The organism is Bradyrhizobium sp. i1.15.2 (assembly GCF_040548425.1).
In the GTDB taxonomy this organism is placed as follows: Bacteria; Pseudomonadota; Alphaproteobacteria; order Rhizobiales; family Xanthobacteraceae; genus Bradyrhizobium; species Bradyrhizobium canariense.
Map to the genome: position 1 here is coordinate 55,427 of NZ_JBEPRQ010000010.1, position 21,398 is coordinate 76,824.

Below are 21,398 nucleotides of genomic sequence, written 5' to 3' on the forward strand. Positions count from 1 at the left end.
TCCGGGCTACGGCCTCAAATCCACTTCGGCGATACCGAATCGAATTTGACTCGTCGGGCAAAACAGGAGCAGTATGGCATGATGGCGCCGCTGGAAGCTGGTGGCTCGCCAGCTGCGGAGCGACATGCCGAAAAAAGCAAAACCAAAAAGAAAACTGAAGACCTTCCAGACGTCGCTCGGCTTCTACGACCAGGCGATCGCCGCGCCCTCGATGAAGGCAGCGCTGGACGCCTGGGGCGCCAGGTCCAATCTGTTTCATCAGGGCGCCGCGAAGGAGACTGACGACCCCGACATCGTCGCGGCGACCATGGAGAAGCCGGGCGTGGTGCTCAGGCGTCCGGTCGGATCGGATGGGGCGTTCACCGAGCATTCCGAGTTGCCGACCGATCTCGCTGACGACGCGGCCAAGCCGAAGCGCAGGCCGAAATCCAAGCCGAAAAAGAGTCCTTCAAACGCTGCAAAGCAACCATCCCGCAAGATCGACGATCAACAGGCGCGCAAGGCCGCCGCGGCGTTCGCGAAGGAAGAGCGCCGGCGGGAAGCCGAGCGCCGCAAGGAGGAGATCGCTCGCGCCAAGGAGCGCGCGCGCCGCGAGAAAGCGGTCGCGAGTGCACAGGCGGCGCTGGACGAGGCGAGGCGGGAGCACGAGGAGCGGGCGGAGGCGATCGACGCGGAGCGCGCTGCGCTCGATGGGCGTGCCGAGGCAGAGCAGAGCCGGTGGGACAAGCAGCGGATGAAGCTGACGGAGGCGGTGCGACGTGCGCGGGAGTAGGGCTCAGCCGCGCGCTTCGAGGCAAGCGCGGACCTTGTCTGCCTGCGCGCGGGGCACGGCATGGGCGCGCCACTGCTCGCGCGTGGCGCCCGCTGCGGTCAGGCACCGGCCGATGTTGCGATCGTAAGCGTCCTGGGACATGCGCTCGCGCTTGGCCTGGCACGCAGCGTTGCCGCCACACTCGTAAACGGGGGCAGCCTTGGCCATCGAGATACCCAGGGACAAAAACGCCACGACGAAAAATGCCATCGGCTTGTACATATCCCCCAGAGGCTGGAATCGATTTGCTTCAATCGCCAGACGTTTAGCGTGTTGGATCGCTGTTTGCAATCCTGGGGAGAGCGGAGTCGATCAAAGCGCAGCACGCTGCGCTGGAGAGCGCGCCGAGGCGGAGCAGAGCCGGTGGGACAAGCAGAAGGATGAAGCCGACGGAGGCGGTGTGGCCGGCATCGGTCATTCCGGCAAAGCTTGATCGCAAATTCGCTTGCCTTGCTTGGCGTCCTTTTGCACTCTTGGGGCAAGGAGACCAACGCATGAAGATCATGACTGTCGCGTGTGCGCTCGGAACCGCCCTGGTGCTGTGCAATCTCGGAATATCGGATGCCGACGCCCGGACGCGGAAGGCTCGCGTGGTGGATGAACAACGGCTGAGGGTGGATGTCCCCGTGCTCAGGCCGACGCCGTGGGATTACAATATTGTTCCGCGTTATCGTTATCGCCCGGAAGATGACCGGGTCGATCCGTACGGACCGCCTTTGGTGTCGTCGTGGGTGCGGTATGAGGGTTGGCGGTGGCCGTATTGGTGGTGATCCCGTAGCCCGGATGGAGCGAAAGCGTAATCCGGACCATCCGCATCGCACGATCGCCCGCATGGCACGAATCCCGGATTTCGCTTGCGCTCATCCGGGCTACGTCCTTAATCGTCGTCGGCCGCAAGCCGCTGAAACTGCCGCTTCATCGCGTTGACCCTGGCGATATAGCTCGCGACGAGGTGATCGCCGCAACGCTCGTCGGCGATCATCGCAAACTTGCGGCGTGCGTAGGCCGTGGCGGGGCCGGCGCCGCAGAGATGGATGAAGGCGGCCAGATCCTGCCGCTCGCGCGCGCTCGCCTTCACATCACCCGCACGGGCGAGAACATCGGCGACATTGCGATCGAGATACACCGATGCGAGCTCGATGGCGTGGCTCGGAATCGCGCGGACATAGAGGAAGGGAGAGCCGCAGCCGGCTTCCGTGACCGCGTTACTGCGAATACAGAACCGCGCGGCGTCGGCATAGGCTGCGTCCAGCATCTGGAAGAGGCCGACGGCGCTGGAGGCGGGCCGGTAGATCGCGAGCGGATTGAGGCTCCATTGCCAACGCCAGTAGGTGCGCGCGAGCGGATTGCCTGAACTCTCGACCTGCGCCAGTGCGGCCAGCAATTCGGGCGTGATCGTCGCGGTGGCATGCTTGCGGAACAGCGGCCCGTATTGCCGCCAGGTCTCCGATGGCTCCTTGTCGAGCGCGTGGCCGACAAGGACGAACAGCTCGGTCGGCTTGCGCATGGTTTGATAGGCGATGTTCACGAGCACGACGACCGCCAGCAGCATCGCCACGCCGCTCGCGATCCGAACCATGCGCGGTGCGCGGGCGAATGTCTTTCGCAGCCATCGCGCGCGTCGCCTGAGCTTGCGAAGGCGAGAGAGGAGGGGCTTGCTTCGTGCTGGCATCGGTCTTCTGGGAGTGCATTGCGGAGGCTTTGTAGCTGGTTAACGCGGTCACCAGCCCTTGAAATCCGGCTTCTTTTCTCTCTGGTCGCGTCTTTTCAAGTCGCCGCTCCGTACTCCCACGGCAGCTCGTATCCTTGATGGAAATAACCCGAGGTTGTACTGTGCGCCGCAACAGGGTTAATTTTGTGTGAATGGATCGTTGGAATGACCGTCATTGAAAGCGTGGTGTCGGCGGAAGTTGCGGAGCGGAAAATGCCGCCGGGCGTGCTGGTCGAAGGGCCGGTGGTCGAGGCCAAGTTTCGCGATTCCTACATCTCCTTCGTCATCATGATCGGCGGTTCGATCGCGGCGCTGGTCTGGGCGTTCTGGCAAGGCATCGGCTGGGTGGAGGTTTCGGTCTTCGCCGGCACGTTCGCGCTATCCACGGTCGGGATCGGCTTCATGCATCGCTACTTCGTCCACCGCAGCTTCCGCTGCGGTCCGGTGATGCGGACGTTGTTCGCGGCCATCGCCACCATGGCGGTGCAGGGCTCGATCCTGAAATGGGTGAGCAATCATCGCCGGCACCATCTTCACTCCGACAAGCCGGGCGACGTCCACAGCCCTTACTATGACGGCGACGGCAATCCCTATGTCACCTTCGCCAAGGGGATGATGCATGCGCAAGGCGGCTGGGTGTGGGATCAGGCCACCACCGATGCCGGATACTACGCCAAGGATATCCTGGCCGATCCGATCGCCATGTTCTTCACCAGGACGCGCTGGTACTGGTACGCGCTCTCGGCGGTGATCATTCCGGGCGCGATCGGCTACGCCTTTGGCGGCGTGCACACGATGACCGGCTGCATCCTGTTCTCCGGCCTGTTCCGCAGCTACCTCATGACCATGGCGACATCGCTGGTCAACTCGGTCTGCCACAGCGACGGCCGCTACGGCTACCGCCGCTTCGATCTCGACGACGGCACCACCAACGAGTTCGTGACCACGATCCTCACCTTCGGTGAAGGCCTGCACAACAACCATCACCGGTTTCCGCGCGACGCCTACATTTCGCACGCCTGGTACGAGATCGACATCAACGGCCTGATCATTCTGGGACTCGGGAAGCTTGGCCTCGTGCACGACATTTTCGCGGCTGGGAGCAGGACGCGTCCCTCTGGCGGTTCAGACGGCGGAGAACGTTCAGTGGCAGATACCGAAGCGATCAGGCCGTAGATGGGTAGAGCGGAAGCGACCCACCAATCGCCGTCATCGCACGATGGGTTTCGCAAGTGCTCTACCCATCCTTCGGGCTCGGTGCTCGACTACGCCATGGATTTGGCCACACCGATCTAGTGGTGTGCTCACTAGCGCGGGCGCTTTGATGGCCCACGGGGCACGAAGTTTAGGCCGATGAACTATCTGGATCTCATGGACGACCGACGGACACCGGCGCCCTCCAACGCCATCCGCGCGTTGGAGCAACACATCGGTGCGCCGTTGCCCGCGCCCTACAAGGAGCTGCTGGCGCAATCGGACGGCGGCGGCTTCGACCGCTGCGGCGTCGAGCTGCCTTGGCGCAACGACCGCACCGTTTTGGACGTGCTATTCACGACGCATCCGACCGACAGCTACGGCGTCATCGACAATTACGATGTGTATCGGAGCATGAAACGAATCCCCCGGCTGAGCTGCCCCTTCGCACCCGATCCCGGCGGCGACCTGTTCCTGCTGAGTCTGGAGGAGGACAGTTATGGGCAGGTCTTCTACTGGGATCACGAGCATGAACCGGTGGACGGTGGCGACATGTTCGCCGATTTCCCGAACACAAACGAACTCGCGCCCGATCTTGAAACCTTCATCCTCGGCTTGGGAGAGGGGTGAATGGATATGCAGCTAGTAGGATGGGTTGAGCCCTTGCGAAACCCATCGCTTCTGTCGATTGGCTAGCGATGGGTATCCCTTCGCTCCACCCATCCCGCGGGCTCACCAATCCGGATCGCCGTAGTAGGGATCGACCATATAAGGCGGGGGCATCCAGGGCCCGCGCGACGGCGGCCTGGGCCGCCGGGGTGCGGCCGCCTGCGCGTGCGGCCGGGCAGGCGCAGCGGTATCGTTGTTGATTGCGCTCCGCACGGCGGGTTTCGCGGGTGCGGATGAAGATGCGGATGACGTCGTCGGCTCCTTTTGCAGCGCCTGGACCTGTGCGGCGAGGCGTGCGTTAGCCGCCGCATCCTTCTCCTGCGCCGCCTTGAGCTGTTGAATGGTGTCGGCCTGCTCGCGCAGCGTCTGCTCGTTGCGGCTCTTCAGTTGCTCGAGCTTTCCGTTCATGCTCGCAAGCTCGCTGGTGATGGTCTTGAGCGATTGCGCGAGATCGGACGACGAGGGGTCAGGTGCTGTGGCGCCAGTTCTTGAAGCGTCGGGCCTTGGAGCGTCGGGTCTTGAAGCGTCAAACCCTGCATTGCTCTCAGTGTCCTTGCCGACCGGCGGCGCGGGCACCGTGCCGGGCTCATCCGCGGCAGCCAGCTGCACGGCCGCCGGTTGCGCCGGACTTTCAACCGCGGACGCTTGCGGAGGCCGAGTGGCGGCCGGTGGAGCCCATCGCGCCATGATCGATTTGGTCATCGACCTGGCCTGATCGCTATATTGCGAAGCGAAGGCTGCACCGAGAATGCCGATCGCCAGCACGAGACCGACCAGAGCACGCAGCATGGGCCGATCTCCCTTCAGGCCTTGGTTGCGAACCTCGCTATCTGGCGCCGGCGCCGCGGCCTTGGGAGTCTTGTCCTCGGGAATCTTGTCCTTGGGAGCCTGGATAGTCTCCGCACCGGCGCTTGCTCGCGAGACCCGCGGGCCTTCGCTGCCGCGTTCCATTCCGGAAACCAGCCGGTCCAGCCGCGCAAGGTCTTGCTCTGCGCTCTTGATCCGGTCGTAAGCCCGCGCCAGCCCGCCATCGGCGCGCACCTCGTCCGGCTTGGGAGCGTCCGGCTTAGGGGCATCAGGCTTGTGGTCGTCAGGTTTGGGGTCGTTCGTCTCGGGCACCGATGCGCTCTCGATCCAGTCGGGCGTCAATGGGAGTGCGGCAGTCCGATCGGAACGATAGGACTCGCCGCCGTCCAACACAACGCGCGTGCGAAGGAGAAATTATGGCGGGCTCGGGGGCGGGCGTGGGCGTTGCCGAACCGGCATGCGTCGGGAGCGTCAGGTACATGAGCGAAATCGGTGTGGCTCCCGCTGATGCCCTATGTAGGTCAGCGTGACAGTTTCGCTGTCTCGTTATGAACTCGGCCGCCAGATCGCAACGGCCCGCATTGTTCTAAATCAACAAAACCCGCTGATTGGAGAATTACGCTGACGCACCGTTCCAATCCAGGAAGGAGAGTGGACATGTCGCGCCGAACCATCGTTTCACTTACCGCATCCGCAATCATTGGCATCGCCTGCATCGCGACTGTTTCGACCGACGCCTTCGCGTATCGAAGAGGCGTCGGGGTTGGTCGAGTTGGTGTTCATCACGGCGGTGTCTATCGCGGTGGCGTCTATCGTGGTGCAGCCGTGCGCCGCGGAGTTGCCGTGGGCGTCGGAGCTGCTGCGGTTGGTGCGGCAGCTTACGGGGCTTACGGAGCCTACGGCGGCTATCGCCGCTGCGGCTACGAACCTTACCCGCCCTGCTACTAGCCGGTCTTGTAGCCGGTCTTGGCGCAGCGGCCAGAGCACCGATGGGTCGGCTGTGCGCGGAGCACCTCTCTCCGAGCGGGGAGAGGTGATCCGAGTTCCGGGCCCGCACACACGGGATCCGGGCTGTGCTCGCTTCACCGTGCGTATTGGCGCGTCTGTTGCTCGACAGCTCGACTTCTAGCGAGGCGTGCGTGCCATCTTCGCCGGCCGCCACCATGAGAGGTTGAACGCCGAAAAGTCGATCGCTGCGTGCATTCGCGGCGACCGGGAAAAAGCGGCAAAATTGCGGCTGTCAAGGATACATCAGGGTAGAACGGAGCTTATCCCCGTAATAAACCCAATGCTGTTAGGGGTTCTGGGTGCGTATGGGAGGATCAATAATGGCAAATGTCGAACAATTGCGCAGGCGGGACGGAGTGAACCTGGTCCAGCTTGAGGAGGACATTGCATCGATACGCTCGGGAAGCTCTCTTGCTTCCATTGCGCTGCCTGATTACGTCGAGCACACCGCGGGCGTGACGCGCGTCGGCGCGCTCAGTGCAGAGGCGGTCGTTCGGGACTATGAGTCCGCTGCAAAAGAGATCGAGGCCATGGGCACCGAGTTGATCGACGCCGCGCAAAAATGCGAGGCGCTGACAGCCCAGGTCCATGATGCGATCGCCTTCATGCGAGAAACGGCGGCGGAGTATCGTGAAGAGGGTCGGAAGATCTTCAGGCGCATCGAAGAATGTGCGCTGTTCACCGAAGACGTCCGCAAGACATGCGAACAGGTCAAGCGCAGAATGGTCGACGTCTCGCTAGGCTCATCGTCCAACGAGGAGTTCGCATCGCAACAGCCCGAGTTGAACGGGATCGCCGCCAAGGTGTCGATGAGCGAGATACGGTGAGGCGGGCGTAGATAGCGCGTAGGGTGGGTTGAGCTCAAGGTCGTAGGATGGGTTGAGCCCTTACGAGACCCATCATCTCTCGCCGATCGAGCGGTGATGGGTATCGCTTCGCTCCACCCGAGCTGGAGCCAACAATCAATAGCGGCCGCCGTGGCCCTTTTGCTGCGTGATCCAGTCCGACAATGTTTTCGGTGTCGATCCCACGGTCCGGCCCGGTGATGCCTTCGGATTGTCGCGAACGCCTTTCGTCGGACGGGTGCGCGGCGGTTCCGTTCCGTTGACGCTCTTTGAGCCAGCCATAGATGCTTCCGCAGCTTCCTTCTCGAGGCGCAGCTGTTTCAATCGCGCCATCTTGATGCGCTCTGCCTCGACTGCGGGTCCTTCGGAGAGCAGCGGCCTGTGTTGAGCGACCTCCGCCGGGACGATGACACCGATTATCGTCGTCTCGCCGAGCGCCTTGCAGGCTTCGAGCCGATGCAGTCCCTCGACCAGAACGAGGCGGTCTCCGTCGAGCCGGACGGAAATGGGTTCCTGTTGTCCGATGTCCAGCATACTTTCAGCGATCTCTCCGACGGTCTCGGGCTTGATGGCTTTCTTCTGCTTCGTGGGAACGAAGATCTTCTCGATCGGGAAGCTTTCCGGTTTGGGCATTACTTGACTCCGCTTCTACCGGGCCCGTCGGAACCGATGCCGGCGGTGGTCGGAGTTTAGGAGGGAAGGGCTCGACCGCAAAGGTAATTTCGGCGGCAGGGTGTTGATGAGCTCGTAGGATGGGTTGAGCCCTTGCGAAACCCATCCCTTCTGGGGATTTGGCGGCGATGGGTATCGCTTCGCTCCACCCATCCTACGTGCTGTCGCCGCAATACCGAGCACATGTCGCTGTCGTAGACCTCGGGCTTGCCTGCAGCTTCCGGGCGACGCATCCGCAGGGCGGATCGGCCACTTAGGCGGCGTGTTCCGGGGAGCGGGTGACATCGCCGCGTCCCGCGAGAAGGCCGGCAACGGAGATATCTTCGTCAAGTGCTTCCCAGTGCAGGCCGACGCGGCTGAGCTCGACCTGGTTGCGTTCGTCTGGCGTTGCATGGAGCAGGCGCGGAAACCACGCAAGCGGGATCCCGAGTGTCCTTCCATCGGACAGTTCGACCCACATCGTGTGTTCGTCGAAGCGAACGCTAGTTGCCGAAATGGTCATGCCAGGCCTTCAGGAGAAGATCGCGATTGTCTTCCACGACGCGCAGGATATTCGAAAGTTCCCGCGGATTGAAGCCATAACTGTCGGCTATTGATATGCCAGGCTCAAGCCAAATCTTGGCGTCCCGGCCGCCGCCTTTGACATGAATATGGGGCAGCTCGGGTGGCTGCCCCTCATTTGAGAAGAAGTAGTAACGCAAGCCGCCCTGGCGTAATGCAACTGGCATCAATGCCTCCGGGCGGCTTGCGCTATTGGTATCAGCTGCACCCCGTCGTGCTGCCGCACGTATCGCACTTCATGCACGTGCCATTCCGCACCAGCGTGAAGTTGCCGCACTCGCTGCACATCTCGCCCTCATAGCCCTTGGCTTTGGCTTCCGCGCGGCGCTCGGCCTTGCTGGGCACTGCGACTTGCGCGCTGCCGGCCTTGCTCCATTGCAGGGCTTCCAACTTCTCGGTGGGCGAGAGGTCGTGGGCCACTTCCTGCTTCAGCGCGACCGCGCCTTCCAGGACGTCGCCGGCACGGCCCGCGCCGTGGGAGGCGAGCGAGGTGACCTTGCTGCCGCCCGCCGGTGCGCTGTCGTTGCCTTGCGCGACCGCGGTCGAGCCGCCGCGCATCACCACGAGGTTGTCGGTGCGGGAGCGGGTGAGGCCGCGCGACACCAGCTTGGAGGCGCGCTGGCCGTGATCATCAGGCTCCTTGCCTTCCTCGACGCCCTTGCCGAGCACGTCGAACCCGGTCTCACTGGGATCGACATGGGCGAGGTCGAAGCGGCTGAGATAGCTCACCGCCAGCTCGCGGAAGACGTAGTCGAGGATCGAGGTCGCATATTTGATGCTGTCGTTGCCCTGCACCGGGCCCGCCGGCTCGAAGCGGGTGAAGGTGAAGGCGTCGACATATTCGTCGAGCGGCACGCCGTACTGGAGACCCAGCGACACCGCGATGGCGAAGTTGTTGATGAAGGAGCGCAGTGCGGCGCCTTCCTTGTGCATGTCGATGAAGATCTCGCCGATACGGCCGTCGTCATACTCGCCGGTGCGCAGATACACCTTGTGGCCGCCGACGACCGCCTTCTGGGTGTAGCCCTTGCGGCGATCCGGCATCTTCTCGCGCTCGCGCATCACGATGATGCGCTCGACCAGCTTCTCGACGATCTTTTCCGAGACCTGGGCGGTGCGGGCCGCCATCGGCTTTTCGTAGAGATGATCGACCGCATCGTCCTCGTCCTCATCATCGCTGATGAGCTGCGAGTTGAGCGGCTGGCTGAGCTTGGAGCCGTCGCGATAGAGCGCGTTGGCCTTCAGCGCCAGCTTCCACGACAGCATGTAGGCGGACTTGCAGTCCTCTACAGTTGCGTCGTTCGGCATGTTGATGGTCTTGGAGATCGCACCCGAGATGAAGGGCTGCGCCGCCGACATCATGCGGATGTGGCTCTCGACCGAGAGATAGCGCTTGCCGACCTTGCCGCAGGGGTTGGCGCAGTCGAACACCGGATAATGTTCGGCCTTGAGGTGCGGGGCACCTTCCACCGTCATCGCGCCGCAGATGTGGACGTTGGCCGCCTCGATCTCGCGCTTGGTGAAGCCGACGGCTTGGAGCAGGTCGAAGCCGGGGGCCGCGATCGCCTCTGCGCCGATGCCGAGCTGGTCGCGGATGAAGTCCTCGCCAAAAGTCCATTTGTTGAAGGCGAACTTGATGTCGAACGCGGTCGGCAGCGCCTTTTCGACCTTGGCGATGGCTTCGTCGGTGAAGCCCTTGGCCTTCAGCGTCGAGGCGTTGATGCCCGGCGCGTTGGAGAGCGAGCCGTGGCCGACGGCGTAGGCCTCGATCTCCGCGATCTCGCTCTCGCGATAGCCGAGCGCGCGCAGCGCTGCGGGGACCGCGCGGTTGATGATCTTGAAGTAGCCGCCGCCGGCGAGCTTCTTGAATTTCACCAGCGCAAAATCAGGCTCGATGCCGGTGGTGTCGCAATCCATCACGAGGCCGATCGTGCCGGTCGGCGCGATCACCGTGGTCTGGGCGTTGCGATAGCCGTGCTTCTCGCCGAGCTCGAGCGCCGCATCCCAGGCCGCTTGCGCATGGGTGACGAGGTCGGTCTGCGGGCAGGACACCAAGTCCATCGGCACCGGATTGACGCTGAGCGCCTCGTAGCCGTTGGACTGGCCATGGGCGGCGCGGCGGTGATTGCGGATCACGCGCAGCATGTGCGCGGCGTTCTTCTTGTAGCCGGGGAAGGTGCCGAGCTCGGACGCCATCTCGGCCGAGGTCTTGTAGGTGATGCCTGTCATGATCGCGGTCAGCGCGCCGGCGATCGCGCGGCCTTCCTTCGAGTCATAAGACAGGCCCATGGTCATCAGGAGGCCGCCGATATTGGCGTAGCCGAGGCCGAGCGTGCGGAACTCGTAGGAGAGCTCGGCGATCGACTTCGACGGGAACTGCGCCATCATCACCGAGATTTCGAGCACGATGGTCCAGAGCCGGCAGAGGTGCTCGTAGCCTTCGACGTCGAAACGCTTGGAGGGGATGTCGTAGAACGTCAGCAAATTGGCGGAGGCGAGGTTGCACGCCGTGTCGTCCAGGAACATGTATTCCGAGCACGGATTGGAGGCGCGGATGTCGCCGGACGCCTTGCAGGTGTGCCAGTCGTTCATGGTGGTGTTGAAGTGCAGGCCCGGGTCGGCCGACGCCCAGGCGGCGTAGCCGATCTTTTCCCAGAGGTCGCGCGCCTTCAGCGTCTTGGTGACCTTCTTCGTGGTGCGTCCCACGAGATTCCAGTCGCCGTCGGTCTCGACCGCGCGCAGGAAGTCGTCCTTGAGCGAGACCGAGTTGTTGGAGTTCTGGCCGGATACCGTGAGGTAGGCTTCCGAATCCCAGTCGGTGTCGTAGACGTCGAACTGGATGTCCTTGTAGCCCTGCTTGGCGAACTGGATGACGCGCTTGATGTAGTTGTCAGGCACGAGGCTGCGGCGCGCCAGCTTGATCTCGCGGCGGAGCGCCGGGTTCTTCTCGGGGTCGAAGCAATCGTCGCCCGAGCCTTCGCAGTTGACGCAGGCCTTCAGCACCGCCTTGAGGTGCTTCTGGTTGATCTTGGAGCCGGTGACGAGAGCCGCGACCTTCTGCTCCTCCTTCACCTTCCAGTCGATATAGGTCTCGATGTCGGGGTGATCGACGTCGACGACGACCATCTTGGCGGCGCGGCGCGTGGTGCCGCCGGACTTGATCGCGCCCGCGGCGCGGTCGCCGATCTTGAGGAAGCTCATCAGGCCGGACGAGCGGCCGCCGCCGGAGAGGCGTTCGCCTTCGCCGCGCAGGCGCGAGAAGTTGGAGCCGGTGCCGGAGCCGTATTTGAACAGGCGGGCTTCGCGGACCCAGAGGTCCATGATGCCGCCCTCGTTGACGAGGTCGTCACCGACGCCCTGGATGAAGCAGGCGTGCGGCTGCGGATGCTCGTAGGAGGATTTCGACCGGGTCAGCTTGCCGGTGAAGGGGTCGACGTAATAATGGCCCTGGCCGGGGCCGTCGATGCCATAGGCCCAGTGCAGACCGGTGTTGAACCATTGCGGCGAGTTCGGCGCGACCATCTGCATGGTCAGCATGTAGCGGAGCTCGTCGTAGAAGGTCTGGGCGTCCTCGTCGGAGGAGAAGTACTTGCCCTTCCAGCCCCAATAGGTCCAGCAGCCGGCGAGACGGTCGAACACCTGCTTGGCCGAGAGCTCGCTGACGAAGCGCTCTTTCTCGGGCAGGAGGGCGAGCGCCTCGGTGTCGGGCACGGAGCGCCACAGGAAGGAGGGAACGGATTCTTCCTCGACCTTCTTCAGGCGCGCGGCAACGCCGGCCTTGCGGAAGTACTTCTGGGCGAGGACGTCGGAGGCGACCTGCGACCACGCGGTCGGCACCTCGACATTGTCGAGCTTGAACACGACCGAGCCGTCGGGATTCCTGATCTCCGACGTGGTCAGCCGGAACTCGATGCCGGCGTAAGGTGACTGTCCCGAAGTGGTGTGGCGCCGCTCAATCCGCATGGTCTTGCCCCGTCCTATCTTTGACCAGACCGCCTCCGTTCAGGCGTGCCGGGTCATCATTTCATTTCGCGGTGCTCGAGGCCGCCTGGCCCTTGGCATCGCAGTTCAGCCGGTAGACCCGGCCCATTTTCTCCCGACGCGATTGCTCGATGCGCGCACCGATCATCCGCCGGCACGTCCAGACCCATCCGCCCCAAAGGGATGAGCCCGACATGCGTTCAACGCCCCACAACGTCACGTCTTCAACCATTGCCATCCGAGCCTGTTTCCAGCCCGTTCAGGCGCCCGAAAGATCCGCTCTCGCCGGGCAGACAAGCCCGTATCCCGCTGCCTTTGTCTGGCTTGGCGGAGTGCTGTTTTGCAGACCCTTTGGGGGAGTGCCGGCGGGACGCAAACACACTCGCGCCGAACGGATCGAAAACTAGGACTCTCCGTTACGCCCGTCAAGAACTAGTGCGAGTTCCTGAATCAAATACTAAATATGGTGGATTGTGGGGGATAACAGGGGGCAGGCCCGCGCCTGTTATTGAGCCAAGTATCAGTGAGTCCTCAGGGATTCCCAACCGAAAAAATTTCCATCTTGGGGCGCCGCTGAGGCTTCACCCCGCTGTTCACAGGGCAGGTATATTTTTGAATGGCGGGCTTGCCTCCGGGGGACTCACGTAGGGCTACGGAAGGTGAGGGCAGGCATGCCCGCCGGGGTGGTGGTGGGAGGGGCGAATCCGCGCCAAGCTCGATCAGATTTTGCCGGACTACCCACATGCTTGATTCGACTCGGCCGGTGCTGCGAGCGCGCATCGCCCCGGCCGGCCTGATGTTCCTCGCCATCACCTCGGTGGGCTGGGGCTTCAACTGGCCGGTGACGAAATTCCTGTTGTCCGAGCTGCCGCCGCTGACCTTGCGCGGGGTGACGGGCGTGCTCGGCGCGGTGCTGCTGGCGGCGTTGGCGCTGATGCGCGCTGACAGCCTCAGCGTCCCGCGCGCGATCTGGCCTCGGCTCGTCACCGCCGCGCTCCTCAACGTCACCGGCTGGATGGTGCTGATGGGCCTGGCGCTGCTGTGGCTGCCGGCGAGCGAAGCCGCGCTGATCGCCTACACCATGCCGGTCTGGGCCTCGCTGATCGCCTGGCCGGTGCTGGGCGAGCGGCCGACCTTGTTGCGCACCATCGCGTTGGTGATGGCCTTTGCCGGCCTCGCCTCGATCATGGGCGGCAACGGCTTTGCCGCCACCGCGGACAAGCTGCCGGGCATCGTCATGGCGCTGTGCGGCGCGCTCGGCTTCGCGCTCGGCACTGTGTTTTCGAAGAAGTACCCGATCCGACTGCCGCCGATCACGGCCGCGGCCTGGCAGATCGGGATCGGCTGCCTGCCGATCACGATCATCGGCCTCGCCGTCGAGACCACGCATCTGGAGCTGGTGACGCCGGTCGGATGGTGGCTCCTGGTCTATTCGACCGTGGTGCAGTTCTGCATCGCCTATGTCAGCTGGTTCGCTGCCCTTGCGCGCCTGCCGGCCTCGGTCGCCGCGATCGGGACCATGGCAGTGCCTGTCATCGGCGTCGTGGCATCCGCGATCGCGCTCCACGAGCCGCTGGGCGCGGGACAGATCGCAGCACTGATCTTCACGCTGGCGGCGGTGGTGCTGGCGACGCGGTAATAGGATGCGGACTCATGAAGCGGCTGGCCGCCTGATGTCCGGTTTACCGCGAACATCGGCCTCGACTGCTGCGTCTTCTGCAGCCTTGCTGCGGCTGACGATTTCGAACATGTGAAGGCGGCGAGCTTTCAAAGTTCCGCTCCCCGTGGGATGTTGGGACCATGAATCTGCGGCGAGTGCTCAGAGTTGCGTTCGCGGTCTTGGTGACCGTCGGTTTGACGTTGGCGCCCTTGGCGGCGCCGGCGGCCGCTGCGCAAGCTCGTCTTGACGGCATGAGCGACATGTCGATGTCGGCCGACATGCCCTGCTGCCCCAACGACCAGAAGAGCAATGACTGCCTGGACTGCCCGCTGGTTGCGATGTGCGTCCTGAAGACGACCCAGGCGGGACCCTCCGAGGCCGTCGCTTTGCCGCTGCGACACGCGATCCGGACCACCCACTCGGTGGCGGACGATTTGGTCGGCGACGGTTTGGTCCGTCCACCTCCCGACCAACCCCCTCGAACCCTGGCCTGAGCGGCGCTTGACGCCGATCGCGTCCGTGCGCCTCGCGCGCGCGGATGACGCGCGCCGCCTCGGCGGCGAATTCAGGACATCGAGGATACAACATGAAGACGTCTACCTTCGCGCGCGCCGTCCAGGCCGCGTTGATCGCTGCGGCCATCGGCGGCGCAAGCTCGGCCGCATTGGCCGACATCAAGGACTATAAGTTCGAGCTCGTCGACCAATCGGTGCAGGCCGGGCCAGACAAGGTCGTCACCGTCCGGCTCGTGAACACCAAGACCGGCAAACCGGTGCCGGATGCGGTGATCTTCGCCAGCCGTTTGGACATGGCTCCGGACGGCATGCAGGAGATGGCGACCAAGGTCGCGCCCATGCCGGGGACGGAGCCGGGCACGTACCGCTTCAAGGCGACCTTCGGCATGGCGGGGCGGTGGCAGCTTTCGCTCGGAGCCAAGGTCCAGGGCGAGACCGGCACCGTCGAGAACAAGCTCGTCATCACGGCGCAGAAGTGACCCGCCCCATCGCAGCAAGCCTGGCCGCCGCGTTGATCGCGGCGGCGGGCATCGCGTTCGTCGTCGCCGGCCCGCAGCGGCCGACGGCGCGAATCGCCGCCGTGATCGGCCCCGCTGCGGCCGAGGAGAGCGGCGCCGCGATCTACTACCAGGATCCGGACGGCAAACCGTCGTACTCGCTGGTGCCGAGAAAGACCCGGGATGGCCGGGATTTCCGCGCGGTGCCCGCAGGCGCCGACGTCGGCTTCGACGACGAGCAGGTGGCAGCCCCGCCGCCGGCGACACCGGCCGGCGCCTCCGGAGAGCGCAAGATCAAATACTACCGCAATCCCATGGGCCTGCCGGACACATCGCCGACGCCGAAGAAGGATTCGATGGGAATGGACTACATCCCCGTCTACGAGGGCGACGACAGCGACGACGGGTCGATCAAACTCTCGCCCGGCAAGATCCAGCGGACCGGCGTCAAGTCGGAGCCCGCAGCGATGCGCGTGATCCGGACCGTCATCAGGGCGCCGGGCACGATCGCGCTGGACGAGCGGCGGATCTCCGTCGTCGCCATGCGGGCGGAAAGCTTCATCCTGAAGGTCGCCGACGTCACGACCGGATCTCACGTGATCAAGGGGCAGCCGCTGATGGAGGTCTACAGCCCATCCGTCTCCTCTGCTGCCGCCGAGTACCTCACCACCATCACCTCGAAGACGACCAGCGGCGACGTTCAGTATGGCCGTGGATCGCGCCAGCGCCTGATGAATCTGGACGTGCCCGATGCTGCGATATCGGCGATCGAGAAGAGCCGGACCGTGCCGACGTCGATCGGATGGACTTCGCCGCGCGACGGCATCGTGCTGGAGCGCAACGCCATCGAGGGCATGCGCGTCGAGCCGGGCGGCGTCCTGTTCCGGATCGCTGACCACTCGATGGTGTGGGCCCTGATCGACGTCGCCGAACGCGACCTCGGCATGATCGCCACGGGCCAGCCCGTCACGGTCAAGGCGCGGAGCTTTCCGGGACGGGAGTTCACGGGAAAGGTCCAGGTCATCTACCCCGAGATCAACAAGGAGACCCGGACGGCGCGCGTGCGGATCGAACTGCAGAATCCGGACCTGATCCTGCTGCACGACATGTACGTCGACGCCGACATCGACACCGGCAGCGGCGATGCCGTCCTCGCAGTGCCGGAGAGCGCGGTGATGGACACCGGCAGCCGGCAAGCCGTTTTCGTCGATAAGGGCCAGGGTCGGCTGGAGCCTCGTGAGGTCAGGCTCGGCCACCGGGGCGGCGGCTTCGTGGAGGTCCGTCAGGGTCTCGCGGAGGGCGAGGCCGTGGTGGTCTCGGCGAATTTTCTGATCGATGCCGAAAGCAACCTGAAGGCCGCGCTGAAGGGCTTTACCGAGGGGGCGCAGCAATGATCGCGCGTCTCATCGCCTGGTCCGCCCGCAACCTGCTGCTGGTCCTGTTCGGGACCGGCTTCGCCGCCGCGGCGGGGCTGTACGCGCTTCTGCATCTGCCGCTCGATGCTATCCCGGATCTCTCGGACACCCAGGTCATCGTCTACACGGAGTACCCGGGCCAAGCCCCGCAGGTGATCGAGGACCAGGTCACCTATCCGTTGACGACGGCGATGCTGACCGTGCCGAAATCGAAGGTCGTGCGCGGCTTCTCTTTCTTCGGCGTCTCCTTCGTCTACGTCATCTTCGAGGACGGCACCGACATCTACTGGGCGCGCTCGCGCGTGCTGGAATTCCTCAACGGCGCCAGCGCGCGCCTGCCTGCCGGCGTGAGCCCCACGATCGGCCCCGACGCGACCGGCGTCGGCTGGGTCTACCAGTATGCCGTGATGTCGAAGGAGCTGAATCTCGCCGACACCCGCACCATCCAGGACTGGAATCTGAAGTTCGCCCTGGCGAAGGCCGAGGGTGTCGCCGAGGTTGCGAGCGTCGGCGGCTTCGTCAAGCAGTACAACGTGATCCTCGATCCGCAACGCATGCGCGACCGCGGCATCACCATGCAGAAGATGCGCGATGCCATCCGCGCCAGCAATGCCGACGTCGGCGGCCGGACCGTCGAACTGTCCGAGTTCGAGTACGTCATCCGCGGCAAGGGCTACATCAAGTCGACCAACGACCTCGGCGACATCGTGCTGAAGACGAACAACGGGACGCCGGTGCTGCTGCGCGACGTCGCGCGTGTCGAACTGGGCCCCGACGAGCGGCGCGGCATCACGGAGCTGAACGGCGAGGGCGAGGTCGCCAGCGGCATCGTACTACAGCGCTTCGGCGTCAATGCGCTGGAGGTGATTGAGAACGTCAAGAAGCGCTTCCGGGAGATCGCCTCCAGCCTTCCGAAGTCGGTCGAGATCGTGCCGGTCTACGATCGCTCCAACCTGATCTACGCGGCCATCGACACGCTCAAGCACACGCTGTTCGAGGAAAGCGTCGTGGTCGCGCTGGTCTGCATCGTGTTCCTGCTGCACGTCCGTAGCGCCCTTGTCGCGATCCTGATGCTGCCCATCGGGGTCTTGATGGCGTTCGGCGCCATGAAGCTGCTGGGCTTAGGCTCCAACATCATGAGCCTCGGCGGGATCGCGATCGCGATCGGCGCCATGGTCGACGCGGCCATCGTCATGATCGAGAACGCCCACAAGCACCTCGAACGCGCCGAGCCGGGAAAGCCCAGGATCGACGTCCTGATCGCCGCCGCCTCGGAGGTGGGGCCTGCACTTTTCTTCAGCCTGCTGATCATCACTGTGTCCTTCATGCCGATCTTCACGCTGGAATCGCAGGAGGGGCGGTTGTTCAGCCCGCTGGCGTTCACGAAGACGTTCTCGATGGCGGCCGCTGCGCTCCTGTCGGTGACGCTGGTGCCGGCTCTGATGGTGATCTTCGTGCGCGGGCGGATCGTTCCGGAGCACAGGAATCCGATCAACCGCGTCCTGATCTGGATCTACCGCCCGGTGATCAAGGGCGTCATGCGCGCCAAGACGCTGGTGGTGGTGCTCGCGCTCGCCATTCTGGCCGTGAGCATCTGGCCGGCGCGACAACTCGGTACCGAGTTCATGCCGAACCTCAACGAAGGCACGCTGCTCTACATGCCGACGACGCTGCCGGGCATCTCGGTCACGAAGGCCGGCGAACTGATGCAGACCCAGGACCGGATCATCCGCTCGTTTCCGGAAGTGGCCTCGGTCTACGGCAAGGCAGGGCGCGCCGCGACGGCGACCGATCCGGCACCGTCCGAGATGTTTGAGACGGTGGTCAACCTCAAGCCCAAGCAGGAGTGGCGGCCCGGTGTGACCATCGATGGACTGATCGCCGAAATGGACAAGGCACTGCAGTTTCCTGGGGTCTCCAACGCCTGGACCATGCCGATCAAGGCCCGCATCGACATGCTGTCCACGGGCATACGAACGCCGATCGGCGTCAAGGTGATCGGGACCGACCTGGTCGAGATCGATAAGCTCGCCAAGCAGATCGAGCAGGTCCTCAAGGCCGTGCCGGGCACCTCATCGGCCTACGCCGAGCGCGGTATCGGCGGCTACTATCTGGAAGTCACCCCGGACCGTGCCGCGCTGGCGCGTTACGGCATCATGGTCCAGGACGTTCAGGACACGATCGCGACTGCACTCGGCGGCCAGACCGTGACCACGACCGTGGAAGGGCGGCAGCGCTTTACCGTGAACATGCGCTATCCGCGCGATCTGCGCGACAATCCGCAGGCCATCGCCAACGATGTGTTGGTGCCGATGCCCGCCGGCGGCGCGGTACCGCTCGGCGAGGTCGCGAAGGTCGCGCCGGCGCGCGGGCCGACCTCGATCCGGACCGAGAACGGCCAGCTCGCGACCTACATCTACGTCGACATCCGCGATCGCGACCTCGGGGGCTACGTCGCGGACGCTAAAGCCTCTGTGCAGGCCAGCATCAAGTTTCCGCCGGGCTACTACGTGATGTGGAGTGGTCAATACGAATATCTGGAGCGCGCAACCGCGCGGCTGAAGATCGTCGTGCCCGTGACGTTGCTGATCATCTTCCTGCTGCTGTACCTGAACTTTCGTTCGATCGCGGAGACGATGATCGTGATGCTCTCGCTGCCGTTCGCGCTGGTCGGCGGGCTTTGGCTGATGTGGTGGTTGAGCTTCAACCTTTCAGTGGCGGTCGCCGTTGGCTTCATTGCGCTCGCTGGCGTCGCCGCAGAGACCGGCGTCGTCATGCTGATCTATCTCAATCAGGCGCTGGCTGAGACCGCGGCCAGGCGTGCCGCCGAGGGGCGGGCCCTGACCCGCCGCGACCTCTATGACGCCATCATGGATGGCGCGGTGGAGCGCGTACGCCCCAAGATGATGACAGTCGTCGCGATCATGGCGGGCCTGCTACCGATCATGTGGAGCACCGGGACGGGCTCGGAGATTATGCAGCGCATTGCGGTGCCAATGATCGGCGGGATGATTTCGTCGACCCTGCTCACGCTGATCGTCATCCCGGCCATATTCGGGCTTGTAAAGGGTATTGGCTTGCCAGGTGACGAACAGGGATGTTTTGGGCTGGCCAAGGTGACCGACAAACGAACAGGAGAGCGGGGCAGATTGCAGCACTGATCTTCACGCTGGCGGCGGTGGTGCTGGCGAGGCGGTGGGGCCATTACTCCGCGGCGACAATCCGCACCAGCTTGCCAGCCGGGGCGACGTCCTGCCGCCGGCCCAGCCAGACCTGCCAGGCCTGCGCGGCCAAAGCGAGGGAGCAGATGCCCCAGAACACCGGATATTCGTATCCGCCCGTGTTCCAGGTCCAGCCAAAGCCCTTCACAGTCTGGAGCGAATAGACCGCCACGGCCATCAGCCCGACCGAACCGAGCGCGGCGAAGCGCGTGCAGATGCCAAGCGTCAGCGCAATGGCGACCGACAATTCGGCCGCGGCGGCGACGTAGACCCAGGCCTCGGGCGGCGACAAGCCAGCAGACGCGAAGAACTTGACGATGGCCGGGTTGAGAACGCCGAAGCCGACGAACTTTCCGGCGACGTGAGGAAGATAGAAGGCGCCGCACGCGATGCGAATGACGTTGTCCATTCGCATGAGGTCGAAGTTGTCTGCTTTGATCCGGAAATCGTCGGGCGCTATGAACATGGCTGCTCTCCTTTCGAACAAGCCTAAACGTCGAAGCGGCAGACGTCCTTGATGCAACTCAAGTCGAGGCTTTCGCAAATGCCTGGGACGGACGCGAAGAAATCGCCGGCCAGGAAAGCTGCGCGATTAGCCTGGCCGAGCTGCGCAAGATCCGATGCGACTGGATCAGTCGAGAAGTGTGAGTGCTGCCGGTGACGACATCGTCGGGATCTCCTGCCTGTTATCTTGCGTCACGGATATCGACCAACTGACGTATTCCGGCGAGCCAACTCCGCTGCCGCTCGATTCCGGCCCTCAATTCGCTTGCGGTTCCGGCAAGCACGTTGTGCCCGCCGGCTTCGAGCTTGCGACGAACCTCGCTGTCTGCACAGATGGCGGCAACGTCGGCCGCAATCCGCGCCTTTACGATCTCCGGCATGTTGCGGCCGCCATAGATTCCGGCGAGACCATCGATCTCGAGTTCGGGGTAGCCAAGCTCGCGCACGGTTTTCACCTCAGGCAATAGCGCAGCTCTGCTTGGATTGATCACCGCCAAGAAGTGCGCCTTGCCGGTTTGCACGGGAGATTGGGATGCCGTCAGCGAGGTGACAAGCACCTGGATTCTGCCCTCTCCCAGATCGGCTTGCGGCTGAGCTCCGTCGCGATAGCTCACATAGTTCATCGAGAGCGAGTGACGCTTGAGAAAGCCCGCAAACACGTATCTCGGCAGCGTGGGAGCCGAAGCCCAGGCATAGTTGCCGGGCTGCGCCTTGAGGACGTCGATTAATTCCGGGATGGTACCGACGCCAATGCCGTTGCTAACCGTGAGAGTGAGAACGATCGATGTAGTGGAGGCGATCGGCAGCAGATCGCGATCCACATCATAAGGAAGCTTGTCGATCAGCAGCGGCGCGACCGTCACCGAACCGATTACAGTATAGAGCAGGGTGTGATCGTCCTGCGCTGAAACGAACGCGCCGACGCCGATTGTCCCTTCGGCACCCGTTCGATCTTCGACGATCACCGGTTTGCCCCACCGTTTGGACAACGCATCCGCGAAAATACGTGCTGCCGCGTCGTTGGCGCTGCCTGGAGGAAACGTCACCACGATCTTCACAGCCCGCTCGGGCCATTCGGCCATGGCTGCCTTTGGCAGGACAGGCGTCAGGCTGCAAAGCAGCAACATCAACAAAGTCCAGCGCTGACGACGCATGACATTCTCCTCAAGACACAGGATATGAGCCGGACCGCTTTGGTTACAAAACGAGGCAGCCGTCGACTGACGACTTCGAAACGCCTAGCCCGTCGGGAGCCCGGCGACATGTCGTTAAAGCTGGCTTCCTCATCACGCTTCCTCGACAATGCAAATTCTGGGATGCAGCGTAG

Annotated in this window: 21 protein-coding genes; 11 read left to right on the top strand and 10 right to left on the bottom strand. The window is 63.8% G+C overall.

The features are described 5' to 3' along the window. Window positions 1-124: 124 nt before the first annotated feature. Complete coding sequence (locus ABIB80_RS19570) at window positions 125-772, top strand: hypothetical protein (protein ID WP_007591689.1); 648 nt, start codon at window positions 125-127, stop codon at window positions 770-772. A gap of 3 nt (window positions 773-775) precedes the next feature. Here the strand turns inward: ABIB80_RS19570 and ABIB80_RS19575 are convergent, their stop codons facing one another. Beyond that, the gene (locus tag ABIB80_RS19575) at window positions 776-1,021 is read right to left on the bottom strand and encodes a hypothetical protein (RefSeq protein ID WP_007591687.1); all 246 of its coding nucleotides are present in this window, start codon (window positions 1,019-1,021) and stop codon (window positions 776-778) included. A 284-nt stretch (window positions 1,022-1,305) separates the two neighbouring features. On the opposite strand from ABIB80_RS19575, the gene ABIB80_RS19580 reads away from it, so the two are divergent. After that, the gene (locus tag ABIB80_RS19580; RefSeq protein WP_083869795.1) at window positions 1,306-1,581 is read left to right on the top strand and encodes a hypothetical protein; all 276 of its coding nucleotides are present in this window, start codon (window positions 1,306-1,308) and stop codon (window positions 1,579-1,581) included. A 107-nt stretch (window positions 1,582-1,688) separates the two neighbouring features. On the opposite strand, the gene ABIB80_RS19585 is transcribed toward ABIB80_RS19580, so the two are convergent. Then, complete coding sequence (locus tag ABIB80_RS19585; protein ID WP_007591683.1) at window positions 1,689-2,483, bottom strand: transglycosylase SLT domain-containing protein; 795 nt, start codon at window positions 2,481-2,483, stop codon at window positions 1,689-1,691. Window positions 2,484-2,687: 204 nt separating this feature from the next. Between ABIB80_RS19585 and ABIB80_RS19590 the strand changes: the two genes are divergently transcribed. Both ABIB80_RS19590 and ABIB80_RS19595 read left to right on the top strand, forming a co-directional pair. After that, a complete protein-coding gene (locus ABIB80_RS19590; protein WP_007591681.1) occupies window positions 2,688-3,698 on the top strand; it encodes an acyl-CoA desaturase in 1,011 nt (336 codons plus the stop codon). A gap of 177 nt (window positions 3,699-3,875) precedes the next feature. Further along, window positions 3,876-4,346 carry an SMI1/KNR4 family protein gene (locus tag ABIB80_RS19595; protein WP_354128150.1) on the top strand — a complete coding sequence of 157 codons (471 nt, stop codon included), beginning with the start codon at window positions 3,876-3,878 and terminating at the stop codon, window positions 4,344-4,346. A 102-nt stretch (window positions 4,347-4,448) separates the two neighbouring features. Here the strand turns inward: ABIB80_RS19595 and ABIB80_RS19600 are convergent, their stop codons facing one another. After that, window positions 4,449-5,504 (bottom strand): hypothetical protein, encoded by a 1,056-nt coding sequence (locus ABIB80_RS19600; protein WP_354128151.1) that lies wholly within the window; start codon window positions 5,502-5,504, stop codon window positions 4,449-4,451. A gap of 345 nt (window positions 5,505-5,849) precedes the next feature. On the opposite strand from ABIB80_RS19600, the gene ABIB80_RS19605 reads away from it, so the two are divergent. Then, window positions 5,850-6,140: a hypothetical protein gene (locus ABIB80_RS19605; protein WP_007591676.1), complete on the top strand. Its 291-nt coding sequence runs from the start codon at window positions 5,850-5,852 to the stop codon at window positions 6,138-6,140. A 380-nt stretch (window positions 6,141-6,520) separates the two neighbouring features. Then, window positions 6,521-7,027, top strand: coding sequence for a hypothetical protein (locus tag ABIB80_RS19610; RefSeq protein ID WP_007591674.1), 507 nt, complete (start codon window positions 6,521-6,523; stop codon window positions 7,025-7,027). Window positions 7,028-7,162: 135 nt separating this feature from the next. On the opposite strand, the gene ABIB80_RS19615 is transcribed toward ABIB80_RS19610, so the two are convergent. From ABIB80_RS19615 to ABIB80_RS19635, 5 genes are all read right to left on the bottom strand, one after another. Further along, a complete protein-coding gene (locus ABIB80_RS19615) occupies window positions 7,163-7,678 on the bottom strand; it encodes a ParB N-terminal domain-containing protein (protein ID WP_007591672.1) in 516 nt (171 codons plus the stop codon). Between the two features lie 292 nt (window positions 7,679-7,970). Further along, on the bottom strand, window positions 7,971-8,219 hold the full coding sequence (locus tag ABIB80_RS19620) for a DUF2442 domain-containing protein (protein ID WP_007591670.1): 249 nt from the start codon (window positions 8,217-8,219) through the stop codon (window positions 7,971-7,973). Continuing rightward, window positions 8,200-8,445, bottom strand: a complete 246-nt coding sequence (locus tag ABIB80_RS19625; RefSeq protein ID WP_007591667.1) for a DUF4160 domain-containing protein — start codon at window positions 8,443-8,445, stop codon at window positions 8,200-8,202. Before ABIB80_RS19625 ends, ABIB80_RS19620 begins: the two co-directional genes overlap by 20 nt. 31 nt (window positions 8,446-8,476) lie before the next feature. Further along, window positions 8,477-12,241, bottom strand: coding sequence for a vitamin B12-dependent ribonucleotide reductase (locus tag ABIB80_RS19630; protein ID WP_354128152.1), 3,765 nt, complete (start codon window positions 12,239-12,241; stop codon window positions 8,477-8,479). Between the two features lie 61 nt (window positions 12,242-12,302). Beyond that, window positions 12,303-12,497: a hypothetical protein gene (locus ABIB80_RS19635; RefSeq protein ID WP_007591663.1), complete on the bottom strand. Its 195-nt coding sequence runs from the start codon at window positions 12,495-12,497 to the stop codon at window positions 12,303-12,305. A 504-nt stretch (window positions 12,498-13,001) separates the two neighbouring features. Between ABIB80_RS19635 and ABIB80_RS19640 the strand changes: the two genes are divergently transcribed. The 5 genes from ABIB80_RS19640 to ABIB80_RS19660 all read left to right on the top strand — a co-directional run bounded on the left by ABIB80_RS19640 (window position 13,002) and on the right by ABIB80_RS19660 (window position 19,507). After that, window positions 13,002-13,898, top strand: a complete 897-nt coding sequence (locus ABIB80_RS19640) for a DMT family transporter (RefSeq protein WP_007591662.1) — start codon at window positions 13,002-13,004, stop codon at window positions 13,896-13,898. A 161-nt stretch (window positions 13,899-14,059) separates the two neighbouring features. Then, window positions 14,060-14,413 (top strand): hypothetical protein, encoded by a 354-nt coding sequence (locus tag ABIB80_RS19645; RefSeq protein ID WP_007591660.1) that lies wholly within the window; start codon window positions 14,060-14,062, stop codon window positions 14,411-14,413. A gap of 92 nt (window positions 14,414-14,505) precedes the next feature. Then, the gene (locus tag ABIB80_RS19650) at window positions 14,506-14,913 is read left to right on the top strand and encodes a FixH family protein (RefSeq protein ID WP_007591658.1); all 408 of its coding nucleotides are present in this window, start codon (window positions 14,506-14,508) and stop codon (window positions 14,911-14,913) included. Next, window positions 14,910-16,325, top strand: a complete 1,416-nt coding sequence (locus ABIB80_RS19655) for an efflux RND transporter periplasmic adaptor subunit (RefSeq protein WP_007591656.1) — start codon at window positions 14,910-14,912, stop codon at window positions 16,323-16,325. Before ABIB80_RS19650 ends, ABIB80_RS19655 begins: the two co-directional genes overlap by 4 nt. Next, on the top strand, window positions 16,322-19,507 hold the full coding sequence (locus tag ABIB80_RS19660; protein WP_007591654.1) for an efflux RND transporter permease subunit: 3,186 nt from the start codon (window positions 16,322-16,324) through the stop codon (window positions 19,505-19,507). Before ABIB80_RS19655 ends, ABIB80_RS19660 begins: the two co-directional genes overlap by 4 nt. A 43-nt stretch (window positions 19,508-19,550) precedes the next feature. Here the strand turns inward: ABIB80_RS19660 and ABIB80_RS19665 are convergent, their stop codons facing one another. Together ABIB80_RS19665 and ABIB80_RS19670 are read right to left on the bottom strand one after the other, a co-directional pair. Further along, entirely contained in the window at window positions 19,551-20,033 is a 483-nt protein-coding gene (locus ABIB80_RS19665; protein WP_007591652.1) for a DoxX family protein, read from the bottom strand. A 220-nt stretch (window positions 20,034-20,253) separates the two neighbouring features. Then, on the bottom strand, window positions 20,254-21,225 hold the full coding sequence (locus ABIB80_RS19670; protein ID WP_007591650.1) for a Bug family tripartite tricarboxylate transporter substrate binding protein: 972 nt from the start codon (window positions 21,223-21,225) through the stop codon (window positions 20,254-20,256). Window positions 21,226-21,398 lie beyond the last annotated feature (173 nt).

Bases quoted from the DNA above. Each gene is read 5' to 3' on its own strand.
- ABIB80_RS19610 (WP_007591674.1), top strand. From the start codon at position 6,521: ATGGCAAATGTCGAACAATTGCGCAGGCGGGACGGAGTGAACCTGGTC.
- ABIB80_RS19615 (WP_007591672.1), bottom strand. From the start codon at position 7,678: ATGCCCAAACCGGAAAGCTTCCCGATCGAGAAGATCTTCGTTCCCACG.
- ABIB80_RS19585 (WP_007591683.1), bottom strand. From the start codon at position 2,483: ATGCCAGCACGAAGCAAGCCCCTCCTCTCTCGCCTTCGCAAGCTCAGG.
- ABIB80_RS19620 (WP_007591670.1), bottom strand. From the start codon at position 8,219: ATGACCATTTCGGCAACTAGCGTTCGCTTCGACGAACACACGATGTGG.
- ABIB80_RS19670 (WP_007591650.1), bottom strand. From the start codon at position 21,225: ATGCGTCGTCAGCGCTGGACTTTGTTGATGTTGCTGCTTTGCAGCCTG.
- ABIB80_RS19575 (WP_007591687.1), bottom strand. From the start codon at position 1,021: ATGGCATTTTTCGTCGTGGCGTTTTTGTCCCTGGGTATCTCGATGGCC.
- ABIB80_RS19625 (WP_007591667.1), bottom strand. From the start codon at position 8,445: ATGCCAGTTGCATTACGCCAGGGCGGCTTGCGTTACTACTTCTTCTCA.
- ABIB80_RS19660 (WP_007591654.1), top strand. From the start codon at position 16,322: ATGATCGCGCGTCTCATCGCCTGGTCCGCCCGCAACCTGCTGCTGGTC.
- ABIB80_RS19650 (WP_007591658.1), top strand. From the start codon at position 14,506: ATGAAGACGTCTACCTTCGCGCGCGCCGTCCAGGCCGCGTTGATCGCT.
- ABIB80_RS19580 (WP_083869795.1), top strand. From the start codon at position 1,306: ATGAAGATCATGACTGTCGCGTGTGCGCTCGGAACCGCCCTGGTGCTG.
- ABIB80_RS19640 (WP_007591662.1), top strand. From the start codon at position 13,002: ATGCTTGATTCGACTCGGCCGGTGCTGCGAGCGCGCATCGCCCCGGCC.
- ABIB80_RS19605 (WP_007591676.1), top strand. From the start codon at position 5,850: ATGTCGCGCCGAACCATCGTTTCACTTACCGCATCCGCAATCATTGGC.
- ABIB80_RS19635 (WP_007591663.1), bottom strand. From the start codon at position 12,497: ATGGCAATGGTTGAAGACGTGACGTTGTGGGGCGTTGAACGCATGTCG.
- ABIB80_RS19645 (WP_007591660.1), top strand. From the start codon at position 14,060: ATGAATCTGCGGCGAGTGCTCAGAGTTGCGTTCGCGGTCTTGGTGACC.
- ABIB80_RS19570 (WP_007591689.1), top strand. From the start codon at position 125: ATGCCGAAAAAAGCAAAACCAAAAAGAAAACTGAAGACCTTCCAGACG.
- ABIB80_RS19630 (WP_354128152.1), bottom strand. From the start codon at position 12,241: ATGCGGATTGAGCGGCGCCACACCACTTCGGGACAGTCACCTTACGCC.
- ABIB80_RS19595 (WP_354128150.1), top strand. From the start codon at position 3,876: ATGAACTATCTGGATCTCATGGACGACCGACGGACACCGGCGCCCTCC.
- ABIB80_RS19665 (WP_007591652.1), bottom strand. From the start codon at position 20,033: ATGTTCATAGCGCCCGACGATTTCCGGATCAAAGCAGACAACTTCGAC.
- ABIB80_RS19590 (WP_007591681.1), top strand. From the start codon at position 2,688: ATGACCGTCATTGAAAGCGTGGTGTCGGCGGAAGTTGCGGAGCGGAAA.